The following is a 13,357-nucleotide window of genomic DNA, read 5'->3' on the forward strand; positions in this document are numbered from 1 at the left end:
ATTCTAGGGTGCGCCGTCACACCGGGCAAACCGAGCTTTGCATTAGCCGATGAAAGAAGCGTCGATGACGACCGGTCGGTCACTGGTTGCGAGCAGGGGCGGGGCTCGTCTGGATGCTTTTGCGCCGGATGCGGGCGACTAAAACTTTTGTCTATTTTATGACCTGAGGCAGTTTGGTCCGGGCATTTGCTTGTGTATGCTCCGTTCACAAATCGGGCTCGCATGCTCACTAATAAGAACAAGAATATTGCCTATGACCCTCAGCTCCGACCTGTCGGGCCCCTCTGTGGAGCCGCGGGCTATCCGCAAACAGTACGCCATGGAGATGGCGGTCGAACGCACGCGCCTGCTGTATCAGGGGTCGCTGTTGCCGACGCTGTTCATGCTGATCAACGGGCTGGTGTGCGCCGGGCTGCTCTGGAGCCCGCAGCGTTACTTCGTGGTCAGCGTCTGGCTGATCTGGTTGTTGTCGCTGGTGGCGTTGCGGGTGATTCAGGTCGCGGCCTTCGATTCGGCGATTCCCAATCGTCAGGCCCATCCGGTGTGGCGTCGCATGTTCATGCTCGGCTCTGCGATGACTGGCCTGACCCTGGCCGGTGCCGGTATTGCGTTGGTGCCTGCTGACAATTTCATGCAGCAAGCCTGGGTGTTTGGCCTGATCGGCGCCGCAGCCCTCTCGGCCAGCGTCGCTTATGCCGTCAGCCTGCCGGCTTTCCTGTCCTTTACTTTGCCCTGTCTGTTGCCGGCCATCGGCTATCTGTTCTGGGGTGGTGATGAACAGGAGCAGGGCTGGGGCTGGTTCGGGCTGATTCTGCTGGGCGCGTTGAGCGTGGTAGCCTGGCAGGTCAATCGGCTGATCGATCAGGGGTTGCTGCGACGTTTTCAAAATCAGGCACTGATCGAGCACTTGCAGCAAGCGCAAAGTCGCAGCGACCGGCTCAACCACGAGCTGGCCAGAGAAATCGATCAGCGCCGCCGTGCCGAAGACGAATTGCGCGAAACCCAGGTCGATCTCGAAAACCGGGTCGCCCAACGCAGCCTGGAGCTGGACGCGGCCAACCAGGCCTTGAGCAAGAGCGAGGCGCGGCTGGCGCTGGCATTAAAGGCGAGCGAACTCGGGTTATGGGACTGGAACCTGCAAACCGACGAAGTCCATCACACTCAGCTTCAGGAGCTGTTCGGGCTGGAGCCGGAATATGTGACGGCGATGCTCAGCCACCTCAAGCCACGGCTGCATCCCGAAGACTTACCGTCGCTCAGGCGCGCGCTGGTCGAGCATTTGAAGGGCCGTAGCGAGGATTATCAGATCGAATACCGGGTGCGGCATAGCGATGGCCATTGGGTCTGGATCGAGGACCGTGGTCGAGCGGTTGAGCGCAGCGAAAGCGGCCGGGTGATCCGCATGGTCGGCACCCGTCGTGACATCAGTGCCAGCAAGGGACAGGAAGAACAGCGTCAACTGGCGGCGACAGTGTTCGAGGCCGCCAGCGAGGGCATCGTCATTCTTGACCCCAATTACGCGCTGATTGCCGCCAATCAGGCCTTCAGTCGGGTGACTGGCTATGACATCGACGACATGCTCGGGCGCAACGTGGTCGAGTTACCCTGCAGTCGCGACGCGCGCCGACATTACACGGCGATTCGTCAGGCGCTGGAGCAGCACGGTAGCTGGCAGGGCGAGTTGGTCGAAACCCGCAAGAATGGCGAGTTGTATCCGCAATGGTTGCAACTGAATGCCGTACGCGATTCGCGGGGAAAGGTGAGTCATATTGTCGGCTTCTTCGCCGATCTGTCTGCTCGGCGTGAGTCCGAAGAGCGTATGCGCTACCTCGCCCATTACGACGAGCTCACAGGGTTGGCCAACCGATCGTTGTTCCGCGAACGGCTGCACGAGGCTCATCAGCGGGTGCGTCAGGGCGGTCGGCGTAGCCTGGCATTGCTGCACATCAATCTGGATCGATTCAAGCTGCTCAACGACAGCCTCGGCCACGAAATCGCCGATCAGATGTTGCAGAAAATGGCTCGGCGGCTGGTCAATGCGCTGCCGGAAGCGGACACCATCGCCCGGTTGTCCGGCGATGAATTTGCGGTGCTGTTCGACGCCTACGGCAACCTGTCGAGCCTGGCGCGCATGGCAACCCGTTTGTCGACCAAACTGTGTTTGCCAATCACCGTCGACGGGCATGAGCTGGTGATGAGCGCATCCATGGGTATCAGCCTGTTGCCGGACACCGCGCGGGAGATTTCCGCGCTGGTCAGCCAGTCGAACATGGCCATGCAGCATGCCAAACACTTGGGCGGCAACAACTTCCAGTTCTACACCGACAGTCTGCAAGCCAGCACCCTTGAGCGATTGCAGCTTGAGAATCAGTTGCGCAAAGCCATCGAAGAAAAGCAGCTGAAGGTCTTCTATCAACCGAAACTCTGCCTCGCCACCGGCCGGCTGAACGCCGCCGAGGCATTGGTACGCTGGGATCACCCGACTCTGGGCCGGGTGCCGCCGGGGAATTTCATCGGTCTGGCCGAGGAAACCGGGCTGATCGGCGCCATCGGCGAGTTCGTTTTGCGCCAGGCGTGTTGGCAAGCTTGCGAGTGGCAACGTCAGGGACTGGAGCCGATTCGGGTGTCGGTCAACCTGTCGGTGCATCAACTGCGCCAAGGGAAACTGGTCAGCCTGGTGCGTCAGGTGCTGGAGGAAACCGGTCTGGCGCCGCACTACCTGGAGCTGGAACTCACCGAAAGTCAGTTGCTGGACAGCGTCGAGCACATCATCGCGACCTTCCAACAGTTGCGCGATCTCGGCGTGAAACTGGCGATCGACGATTTTGGTACCGGTTATTCATCCCTGAGCTACCTCAAGCGGATCCCTGTGGACTACGTGAAAATCGATCAGGCATTTATCCGAGGTCTGGGGGAGAGCAGCGAGGATGCGGCGATCACCCGGGCGATTATTGCCATGGCTCACGGCTTGTCACTGAAAGTGGTGGCTGAAGGCGTCGAACGGCCCGAGCAGCTGGAGTTTCTGAAAACCGAGTGCTGCGATGAGGTGCAGGGGTATTTAATCAGTCGGCCGGTCGAGGCTGATGACCTCGCCGAGCTTTTACGTCGCGACGCCGACCCTTTGTAGCAGCAGGCTTCGCCAGCTGCTACAAGGACCGAGAGGGCTACATGGAGCGCATGTCGCATGAAATGGGGACATTGAGTTACGCATTGAGCAGGCAAAAAGCCGATTCATGTAGTATAACTACAAGCGTGCTACATCCCCGGCACCTGCCAATAACAAAGAGTCCAGCCCCTTGAATCTGCTGCAACACATCGCCCAGTCCCGCCACCTGTTACGCAAGTCGGAGCTCAAAGTCGCCGACCATGTGCTGCTTGATCCTGCGGCGGTGATGCACAGTTCCATGGCCGACCTGGCCCACAGCGTGGGCATCAGCGAGCCGACCATCGTGCGGTTTTGCCGCGCCATCGGTTGTTCCGGATTTCAGGATTTGAAGCTGAAACTGGCGCAAAGCCTGGCGGCTGGCGCGAGCTTTGGGCAGTTCGCGATTCATGAAGACGATTCTGTTGCCGATTACAGCCTGAAAATCTTCGACACCACCCTGCACACCTTGATGGAGGTTCGCGAGAAACTCGATCCGGTGGCGTTGCAGAAAGCCGTGACCGCGATGTCCCAGGCCCAGCGTGTCGAGTTCTACGGTTTCGGCGCGTCCGGTGCGGTGGCAGCAGATGCCCAGCACAAATTCTTCCGTTTGCTGCTGACCGCGGCGGCGTATTCCGACCCGCACATGCAAGCGATGTCGGCGGTCACCCTGAAGCCGACCGACGTGGCGATCTGCATTTCCCAGTCGGGGCGTTCCAAGGACTTGCTGATCACCGCCAACCTGGTGCGTGAAAGCGGCGCCTCGCTGATCACTTTGTGCCCGAGCCAGACCCCTCTGGCCGAGCTGTCGACCGTCAATCTGGCGATCGATGTGCATGAAGACACCGAAATCTACACGCCGCTGACGTCGCGCATTGCGCACTTGGTGGTGATCGATGTGCTGGCGATGGGCGTAGCCATGGCCCGCGGTCCGAGCCTGGTCAATCACCTGAAAAGCGTCAAACGCAGCCTTCGCAGCTTGCGGCTGTCGCCCAAATCGGTGAAAGCGCTGGACGATTGATTCGTCGGGGAATGCTGGATTTGTGGCGAGGGAGCTTGCTCCCGCTGGGCTGCGAAGCGGCCCCACAACCATCTTGCTGCAGTATTTCTGATAAGCCGCATCAAACGATTTACGACTGCTGCGCAGTCGAGCGGGAGCAAGCTCCCTCGCCACAGATAAGCGCTCAGCCAGTTGATTTCATCAGTCTGTAACTCACCCGCCGCCAAACCGTCATCCCAGGCGCCTATCTTGAAACTCCCGTACTCGCCTTGGGAGACTCGAAATGGCCCAGCCCTACGAAGAACGCAACAGCGCCGTCAAAACCCGTCGTCAGCAAGAAGATCAGCGCCGCATGGAATTTCGCCGCGCCATCGAAGATCGCTGCGAGCGCCGCCAGCTTCTGGCCGAAATTGGAGAATTTCCTGACGATCTGGAACTCAATTACTGGCAGGCGGCTCCCGCAACTTCCCGTCGAAACGCTCAACCAGCGCGCTGATCTGCATCCGCTCGCTGCGGATAAACGCAAGGAATGCATGGGCCACCGGTGACAGCCGTTTGGCTTTGGCCTGCACCAGGCACCAACTGCGGTACAGCGGCAGCTCTTCGACTGGCAACTCGATCAATCCGCCGGTTGCCAATTCAAGGTTCAGGGCATGGCGCGTCAACAGCGCCAGGCCCAGACCCGCCAATACGCATTCACGCTGAGCTTCTGCTGAGGCAACCTCCTGAATCTGGGTGAAGTGCACGCGTTTCTCTTTGAAATACTCTTCGCAGGCCAGGCGCGTACCGGAGCCAGGTTCGCGCAACAGCAATGTATAGGGCTCAAGATCCTGCAAGCGCAGCGGGCCCATGTGACACAGCGGATGATCCGGCGGCGCCACGGCGACAATCGGGTTGTTGAGGAATGGCAGAAACTCCAGCCCCATGTCCTGTGGAACCATCGACATGATCACTAGATCATCACGGTTATCCGACAGGCGCCGGATAACCTGGCCACGGTTGACCACCGTCAAGTGCAGGTTCACTTCGGGATGCTGGCGTTTGAACGCCGCAAACAGGTGCGGCACGAAATACTTGGCGCTGGATTCCACTGCCAGTTTCAACTGGCCCTGCAATGAGCCTTGCATGTCCGACAGCTGCATATCGAGGTTTTCCAGCCGCCCGAAAATGTCTCGACTGGCGCGCTGCAGTGCTTCGGCCGCCTCGGTCATGTAGAGTTTTTTGCCGACGTAATCGAACAGTGGTTGACCAATCAGCTCTTCGAGTTGACGAATCTGTAGGCTCACGGCAGGTTGTGTGAGAGACATTTCGTCAGCTGCGCGGCTGTAGGACCTTAAGTCGCACACCTCATTGAAGATCTGCAATTGACGCAATGTCATACGCATCAATGACTTACGCATTTTCTATAAATCCTGAGCGAAGGCCGATGACTCAACTATAAGTCTTTGCTTATGCGTGACCCAATTATTATTCATTTTTGTTAATCCCTTGTGGGCGCTAGTGTGGAGCTGCGACTGAATTGAAACATTTGGTCACGCGTCGACCTGATTAGACAGGTCGTGGGTACCACCGGCTCAAGGGAACCTCCAAGTGATAAAAAAGATCCTGATTGCCAACCGTGGTGAGATTGCCGTACGAATCGTGCGCGCCTGCGCCGAAATGGGCATTCGCTCGGTCGCGATCTATTCCGACGCCGATCGTCATGCCTTGCATGTGAAGCGTGCGGACGAGGCCCACAGCATCGGTGCCGAACCACTGGCCGGCTACCTGAACCCGCGCAAGCTGGTGAACCTGGCGGTGGAAACCGGTTGCGATGCGTTGCATCCCGGCTACGGCTTCCTCTCGGAAAATGCCGAGCTGGCAGACATTTGCGCTGAACGCGGTATCAAATTCATTGGTCCATCGGCTGAAGTGATTCGCCGCATGGGCGACAAGACTGAAGCGCGTCGCAGCATGATCAAGGCCGGCGTGCCGGTCACGCCGGGCACCGAAGGCAACGTGTCGGGCATCGAAGAGGCCCTGACCGAAGGCGACCGCATCGGTTACCCGGTGATGCTCAAAGCCACCTCCGGTGGTGGCGGCCGCGGCATTCGTCGTTGCAACAGTCGCGAAGAACTCGAACAAGCCTTTCCACGGGTCATTTCCGAAGCCACCAAGGCGTTTGGTTCGGCGGAAGTGTTCCTGGAAAAATGCATCGTAAACCCGAAACACATCGAAGCGCAGATCCTCGGCGACAGCTTCGGCAACGTGGTGCACCTGTTCGAGCGTGACTGTTCGATCCAGCGGCGCAACCAGAAGCTGATCGAGATCGCTCCGAGCCCGCAACTGACCCCGGAACAACGTGCCTACATCGGCGACCTGTCGGTGCGTGCGGCCAAGGCCGTGGGCTACGAGAACGCCGGCACCGTGGAGTTCCTGCTCGCCGAGGGCGAGGTGTACTTCATGGAGATGAACACCCGGGTGCAGGTGGAACACACCATCACCGAAGAAATCACCGGCATCGACATTGTTCGCGAGCAGATCCGCATCGCTTCCGGCCTGCCGCTTTCGGTGAAGCAGGAAGACATTCAGCACCGCGGTTTCGCGTTGCAATTCCGGATCAACGCCGAAGACCCGAAGAACAACTTCCTGCCGAGTTTCGGCAAGATCACCCGTTACTACGCACCCGGCGGTCCTGGCGTGCGCACCGACACGGCGATCTATACCGGTTACACCATTCCGCCGTTCTACGATTCGATGTGCCTGAAACTGGTGGTGTGGGCACTGACCTGGGAAGAGGCGATGGACCGTGGCTTGCGCGCCCTCGACGACATGCGTCTGCAAGGAGTCAAGACCACCGCCGCGTACTACCAGGAAATCCTGCGTAACCCGGAATTCCGTAGCGGCCAGTTCAACACCAGCTTCGTTGAAAGCCACCCTGAACTGACCAACTACTCGATCAAGCGCAAACCCGAAGAGCTGGCCCTGGCCATCGCCGCCGCCATCGCCGCCCACGCAGGCCTGTGAGGAATAGAACAATGAGCAAGCAAATCCAAGTTACCGACACTATCCTGCGCGACGCCCACCAATCGCTGCTCGCCACCCGCATGCGCACCGAAGACATGCTGCCGATCTGCGACAAACTCGACAAAGTCGGCTACTGGTCGCTGGAGTGCTGGGGCGGCGCGACATTCGACGCCTGCGTACGTTTCCTCAAGGAAGACCCGTGGGAGCGTCTGCGCCAACTGCGCGCGGCATTGCCTAATACGCGTCTGCAAATGCTTCTGCGTGGCCAGAACCTGCTGGGCTACCGCCATTACAGCGACGACGTGGTCAAAGCCTTCGTCGCCAAGGCTGCGGTCAACGGCATCGATGTGTTCCGCATTTTTGATGCGATGAACGACGTGCGTAACCTGCGAGTCGCCATCGAAGCGGTAAAAGCTGCCGGCAAACACGCCCAGGGCACCATCGCCTACACCACCAGCCCGGTGCACACCATCGAGGCCTTCGTGGCCCAAGCCAAGCAAATGGAAGCCATGGGCTGCGACTCGGTGGCGATCAAGGACATGGCTGGCCTGTTGACCCCGTACGCCACAGGTGAATTGGTCAAGGCATTGAAATCCGAACAGTCGCTGCCAGTGTTTATTCACTCGCATGACACGGCTGGCCTGGCTGCAATGTGCCAACTCAAAGCCATCGAAAACGGCGCCGACCACATTGACACCGCGATCTCCAGCTTCGCCTGGGGCACCAGCCATCCAGGCACCGAATCGATGGTTGCTGCCCTTAAAGGCAGCGAATTCGACACCGGCCTGAACCTGGAACTGCTGCAAGAGATCGGCCTGTACTTCTACGCCGTGCGCAAGAAGTACCACCAGTTCGAAAGCGAATTCACCGCCGTCGACACCCGCGTTCAAGTCAACCAGGTACCGGGCGGGATGATTTCCAACCTGGCCAACCAGTTGAAAGAGCAGGGCGCCCTGAACCGCATGAGCGAAGTGCTGGCGGAGATCCCGCGCGTTCGCGAAGACCTCGGCTTCCCGCCGCTGGTGACCCCGACTTCGCAGATCGTCGGCACCCAGGCGTTCTTCAACGTGCTGGCCGGCGAGCGCTACAAGACCATCACCAACGAAGTGAAACTCTACCTGCAAGGCGGCTACGGCAAAGCGCCAGGTACTGTGAACGAAAAACTGCGTCGCCAGGCCATCGGCAGCGAAGAGGTGATCGACGTGCGTCCGGCCGATCTGCTCAAGCCGGAAATGACCAAGCTGCGTGCCGAAATCGGCGCCGTGGCCAAATCTGAAGAAGACGTGCTGACCTACGCCATGTTCCCGGACATCGGTCGCAAGTTCCTCGAAGAACGCGCTGCCGGCACCCTGACCCCAGAAGTACTGCTGCCGATTCCGGAAGCGGGCGGCGTGACTTCGGCCGGTGGTGAAGGCGTGCCAACCGAGTTCGTCATTGACGTTCACGGTGAAACCTACCGCGTCGACATCACCGGTGTCGGCGTCAAGGCCGAGGGCAAGCGCCACTTCTATCTGTCCATCGACGGCATGCCGGAAGAAGTGGTGTTCGAACCGCTCAACGAGTTTGTCAGCGGCGGCACCAGCAAGCGCAAGCAAGCCACTGCACCGGGCCACGTCAGCACCACCATGCCGGGCAACATCGTCGATGTGCTGGTCAAGGAAGGTGACACCGTGAAAGCCGGCCAGGCCGTGCTGATCACTGAGGCGATGAAGATGGAAACCGAAGTCCAGTCGGCCATCACCGGCAAAGTCACCGCCATCCATGTGGTCAAGGGCGATCGGGTGAACCCGGGCGAAATCCTGATCGAGATCGAAGGCTGAGTTAACAGCCTCGATAGACCGTTTTAAACCTCGGGGGGGCATGTGCTCCCCTTTTTTTCGCCCGGTATTTGGGAGTGCCACAATCCTTGTGTGGGAGCGGGCTTACTCGCGAAGAGGGAGTGTCAGCCGACATCAATGTTGCCTGGCACACCGCCTTCGCGAGCAAGCCCGCTCCCACAAGGTACTGTGCTGTGTCAGTGAGAACGAGGCGGTTTTATCAGAATGCCATCCGCCACTGCCCCATTAAGCCATGACTGCGGCCGTCATTGCCGATCTCGCCGTTGTAACCGACACCGAACGTATGCCGAGCCGAAACCGCCAGCTCCAGCCCTGCATCGAGCATCAGGCTGTCGCGATCCAGAGCGGCGCCTTCGACGATGTAATTCTTGCCGCCGGTAGCCAGTCGCTGTTGAGTCTTGCTGTCGACATCACCATAGGTGTGTTTCCATCCAGCGCTGAATCGCGGCGTCAGTTCCATGCCGTTATCCAGTGTATTGAGCTGTGCGAGGCGCAGGCCGAAGGTGGTGCTGAAATTGTTCTGTGTTTGCCCATGGACCTGCAGTGCCGCCGCGCCGCCCTTTTCGGTATAGCTGTCGCGTTGATAGCGTTGGTAGCCAATATTGGCAAAGGGCTCGGCGCTGAGATTGCCCCTGCCGAGGTTGTAACCGACCTCTGTAAAGGCTTGCTGAGTGCTGGCGTCGTAACTGCCCTTTGGGCGATCGCTGAAACCGTTGAAAGCTACCCGCCGTTTGGTGCTGCCATTATGGTTGCTGTGAGTCGCGCCCAGGCGCAATGCCAGCGGACCACTTTGGCGCAGGGCGTAGGCGCCCAGGTGCCAGCTGTCGAAGTCGCCATTCAGTTGGCTGCCGTCCAGGCGCGTCTGCGATTGTCCGCCGATCACGCCCACACGCCACTGTTCATCGAGCGCCCAATCCGCGCCCAGTACCAGACCTTTGGTGGAGTGTTGCAGGGCGCTGCTGCCTTGGCCTCGGTCCAGCGTGCCGCCATGGCCCAGTGCTTGTAGCCAGACCCTGCCAGTGGCTTCACCACCCGCCGCCAGACGTGGGGCTCCGCTCTGTCCGTTGAGGTCGCTGCTGTCCAGTTGGCGCATGGCTGACAGCATGCTTCCGCTCACCGGATTGACACTGCTCAGGGTGGCATTGGCCAGATTGGCATTGCTGCCGCCAGCCAGTTGTTCGATGGCGTAAGTGGCGGTGGCTTTGCTTGAGCCGAGCAGGGCGGTGACAGCGGCGTTCAATTGGGTGGAAGGTTTCGCAGCTGTAACGGAGGGAGCCTGTGCTTGCGGGATGTGCTTTGGCTCCGCAATGCTTTGAGCGAGTTCCCGACCGTTTTCGGTGATTGCGAGTCTCTCGATAGGCACATCGTTGCGGGCATAGGTCAGGTCGACATTTCCGTCGTCGTAACGCAGGGTTGGGGTCATGAAGGCCAGGTTATTGAGCACCTTACCGAACTGGCCTTGCACCTTGCCGGCTTCGATGACGCGATATTTGCTGGTAGCCGGGTAATCGCCCGGTGCTGCGACGATTTTCAGGGTCGCATCGCCGAGACTGGCAGTGCCGTCGACTTTAATCGTTTCACTGCGGCCATCGGCATTGACCTCATAGGCCAGTTCGGCGCTGTCATGCAGTTCAAGATTGCCACTCACCTGTGGCGCTCCGTGCAACGCATTGACCTCAAGGCGGCCTGCTACCGTCAGGTGGCCGACACGACCGTTGCCGCGAAAGGTCGCTCGTTTATCAATCGACACTGAGCCGACGATACGCCCGCGATTGGTCAACGCTGCGTTGCTCATCACCACGGCACCGTCCCGAAAGTCATCTGTTCCCGTCAGCGTCCACTGGCCTCGCTTGATATGCAGGGCGTTGAAGTTCCGGCTCTCCCCGAGTTCGCCGCCGCTCGCGACATCGAGTTGCAGTACGTTTGTGCCGACGCCCCCGTCAACCAGTCCATTGAAGCGACCGCGTCCGCTAACGGTGACAAGGTCATGGGCGTCACCCAGTTTTAATGCGATACCTTCAGGTCCGGATTCTGCCTTGGTGACCTTGGTTGTGATGGTATCCGGATCCTTGATGAATGCCTCAATCCATGCCACTTGGTCGGCGGATGACGGGGGGATGCCGGCTGGCTGTTGAGCAATCGCGGAGCCTGCATGGCCGAGGGCGAGGGAAATCGCCAGCGCTATGCAATGGGGTCGAAAAGTGTGTCGGATGGGCATCGGGTTCAGCCTCTCGTGAAGGGAGACCAAACTCTAAAATCGATACCAATGCCCGGATGCCGGGCATTTCCGGGTGTTCCGCAAGGCGCAGTGACTTCTCTTGTAGCCGAATCAACAGTGGGCTTCGAGCATGTACGGATTCACCCGCCCATCAGGCGTCTTTCCTTACAGCAATCCCGGAAGCTTCCATTGGCGAAAAATCAGAAACTCGTCTGTCACTACCCGATCAGCCCGTGATTGTGGCTGTTGCTGCCGATCTCGCCGCTGTAGCCCACACCGATGGTATGGCGCGCCGAAATGCTCCCGGCCGCAACGGTTCGGGCTGGTCACCGTCACGCCGGTCGGGAGGATTTTTACAGATCTGCATTGTTTTGCGTTTTTACGCGGCTATTGAGCAAGTATCTGCATTTTATTGCGTTTAAGGTGAGGACTACATCGAGTTGAATGCACTATATTGCATGTTGGATATAGGATGACTTTCAAAAAATGCATTTAAATGCAGGTGGTGACGACATGTACAACCTGACCTTACAGGTCTATACGGCAGGGAAATGGCACGACGCCATGCTCTTGAGCTTCGACAGTCCTGAAAAGGGCTTCGAAAGTCGATGCAGCTTCGGTTACGAACACACCTATCTGGTCGATAACCATGAGGACATTCCAACTCCTTTTGCGAAGGCAGTGAGTGCCAGGTTGCCATTGGATTGGGAGGTAAAGCGATCCAATGCACCTGCATTTCTGCATGACATTGCGCCAGCCGGCGCGGCAAAACGATTTCTTCTGCAACGGGTAGGCAGAGAAAAACCAGCTGACATCAGTGAGGATCTTTTTCTTCTGGCCAGAAGCACTCCGGCTCCGATTGGCAATATGCGGATAAAGGAATCTGTCGATGTAGTCGGTCAACGTGAGGCGATGGGGTTTGAGCGTCAGGACGTCATTAGTCGTGATAACCGGTTTCTCGAGTATGCCTATGAGCAGGGCGCCGCGATTGGCGGGGCAACGGGGGCAGGTGGCGAGGCACCGAAACTCTTGCTGGCTCAGGGCAAGGACGGAAATCTATACCCCGATGCAGTACTGGACGACGCAAACGTTACCCAGCATTGGTTCGTGAAGTTCTCTCGCAATAAAGGAACCAGGAACGATCAGGACATCCTCAGAAGCGAGTACCACTACTACAAGGCACTACAAACACTGGGCATCGAAACGGTGGCAGCACAGGGCTTGGCCTTGGAAGAAGCGACCAAACCCAGCCTGTGGATGCAGCGCTTTGACCGTCAGGTAACCCTTCAGGGGGTCGAGCGTTTTGCTGTGGAGTCGATCTACTCACTGGCGCAAATAACCACGCCCGGTAGCCCGATGAACCACATGGAAGTTATCCGGCTGCTCGCTGGACTCTGGCGTGATGCGGGGCAGACGGACCAGATCCCGGATCTGGTTGCTGACTATCTGCGTCGGGATCTGCTAAATAAAATCCTCGGCAATTCGGATAACCATGGGCGCAACACCGCAATCATCCGCGATACGGCCTCCTTTCGACTGGCACCGATCTATGACTTGGCACCAATGGTGATGGACGACGAAGGCGTAACAAGAACCACCAAGTGGCCAAAAGAGTTGGAAAGAGCCGGGGATGTAAATTGGCTTGGTGTGTGCCAGGCACTGGCTGATATTGCTGATCCAAATGATCCGCTGGCAGCGTTGATTGACTCGCCGGGCTCTTTTGAACGCTTGCGCGAGGATGCCAAACGCTTGATGGCACTCCCGGATATTCTGGCGGACAGCGGATTGCCCGACGTAACAATGAATCACCCGCGAATAGCTTTGAAAAACCTGGAGCAGCGTTTGAAAGAGTGGGGCCTGAAATGAGCATGACAGTTGCCGAGCGCACTGTGCTCATAGAAAGCATTCAAGAGGGGCTGGCTCAAGGCACTCTAGAGATTGGTGAGGCCGTCCGTCGCTTGCGGGTGGAAGTCACAGGCCTGCACCAGACCCAGTTTGCAAAGATGTGCAAAGTCTCGGTGCGCACGCTGGTGCATATCGAGCATGGGGAAGGGAATCAGACGCTGAAATCGTTGAATGCGGTGTTCCGGCCGTTTGGATTGAAGATGGGCGTTGTGCGGGTCCACCGCGATTTCAGCTGACTGGAAGGCTGC

9 protein-coding genes are annotated in these 13,357 nt (G+C 58.6%); 7 read left to right on the forward strand and 2 right to left on the reverse strand.

Features of this window, described 5'->3' with window-relative positions; all coding sequences use genetic code 11:
• Positions 1-253: 253 nt before the first annotated feature.
• The 3 genes from ACZ9BB_RS24240 (at position 254) to ACZ9BB_RS24250 (ending at position 4,638) form a co-directional block, all read left to right on the forward strand.
• Positions 254-3,127 carry an EAL domain-containing protein gene (locus tag ACZ9BB_RS24240; RefSeq protein ID WP_476216914.1) on the forward strand — a complete coding sequence of 958 codons (2,874 nt, stop codon included), beginning with the start codon at positions 254-256 and terminating at the stop codon, positions 3,125-3,127.
• A gap of 169 nt (positions 3,128-3,296) precedes the next feature.
• Positions 3,297-4,163, forward strand: coding sequence for a transcriptional regulator HexR (gene hexR, locus ACZ9BB_RS24245; protein WP_003187110.1), 867 nt, complete (start codon positions 3,297-3,299; stop codon positions 4,161-4,163).
• Between the two features lie 262 nt (positions 4,164-4,425).
• A complete protein-coding gene (locus ACZ9BB_RS24250; protein ID WP_192345137.1) occupies positions 4,426-4,638 on the forward strand; it encodes a PA3496 family putative envelope integrity protein in 213 nt (70 codons plus the stop codon).
• Here ACZ9BB_RS24250 and ACZ9BB_RS24255 read toward each other — a convergent pair.
• A complete protein-coding gene (locus tag ACZ9BB_RS24255; protein ID WP_476218407.1) occupies positions 4,580-5,527 on the reverse strand; it encodes a LysR family transcriptional regulator in 948 nt (315 codons plus the stop codon). The two genes, ACZ9BB_RS24250 and ACZ9BB_RS24255, sit on opposite strands and share 59 nt — an antisense overlap.
• Before the next feature lie 205 nt (positions 5,528-5,732).
• Between ACZ9BB_RS24255 and ACZ9BB_RS24260 the strand changes: the two genes are divergently transcribed.
• Positions 5,733-7,148 carry an acetyl-CoA carboxylase biotin carboxylase subunit gene (locus ACZ9BB_RS24260; protein ID WP_007896523.1) on the forward strand — a complete coding sequence of 472 codons (1,416 nt, stop codon included), beginning with the start codon at positions 5,733-5,735 and terminating at the stop codon, positions 7,146-7,148.
• Between the two features lie 11 nt (positions 7,149-7,159).
• On the forward strand, positions 7,160-8,968 hold the full coding sequence (gene oadA, locus ACZ9BB_RS24265; protein WP_476216920.1) for a sodium-extruding oxaloacetate decarboxylase subunit alpha: 1,809 nt from the start codon (positions 7,160-7,162) through the stop codon (positions 8,966-8,968).
• A 217-nt stretch (positions 8,969-9,185) separates the two neighbouring features.
• On the opposite strand, the gene ACZ9BB_RS24270 is transcribed toward oadA, so the two are convergent.
• The gene (locus ACZ9BB_RS24270; protein ID WP_476216922.1) at positions 9,186-11,204 is read right to left on the reverse strand and encodes an autotransporter outer membrane beta-barrel domain-containing protein; all 2,019 of its coding nucleotides are present in this window, start codon (positions 11,202-11,204) and stop codon (positions 9,186-9,188) included.
• A gap of 513 nt (positions 11,205-11,717) precedes the next feature.
• Here ACZ9BB_RS24270 and ACZ9BB_RS24275 point away from each other — a divergent pair.
• Both ACZ9BB_RS24275 and ACZ9BB_RS24280 read left to right on the forward strand, forming a co-directional pair.
• Positions 11,718-13,070: a HipA domain-containing protein gene (locus tag ACZ9BB_RS24275; RefSeq protein ID WP_476216924.1), complete on the forward strand. Its 1,353-nt coding sequence runs from the start codon at positions 11,718-11,720 to the stop codon at positions 13,068-13,070.
• The gene (locus tag ACZ9BB_RS24280) at positions 13,067-13,345 is read left to right on the forward strand and encodes a helix-turn-helix domain-containing protein (protein WP_476216926.1); all 279 of its coding nucleotides are present in this window, start codon (positions 13,067-13,069) and stop codon (positions 13,343-13,345) included. Before ACZ9BB_RS24275 ends, ACZ9BB_RS24280 begins: the two co-directional genes overlap by 4 nt.
• Positions 13,346-13,357 lie beyond the last annotated feature (12 nt).

This window comes from Pseudomonas sp. TE3552 (assembly GCF_056278945.1).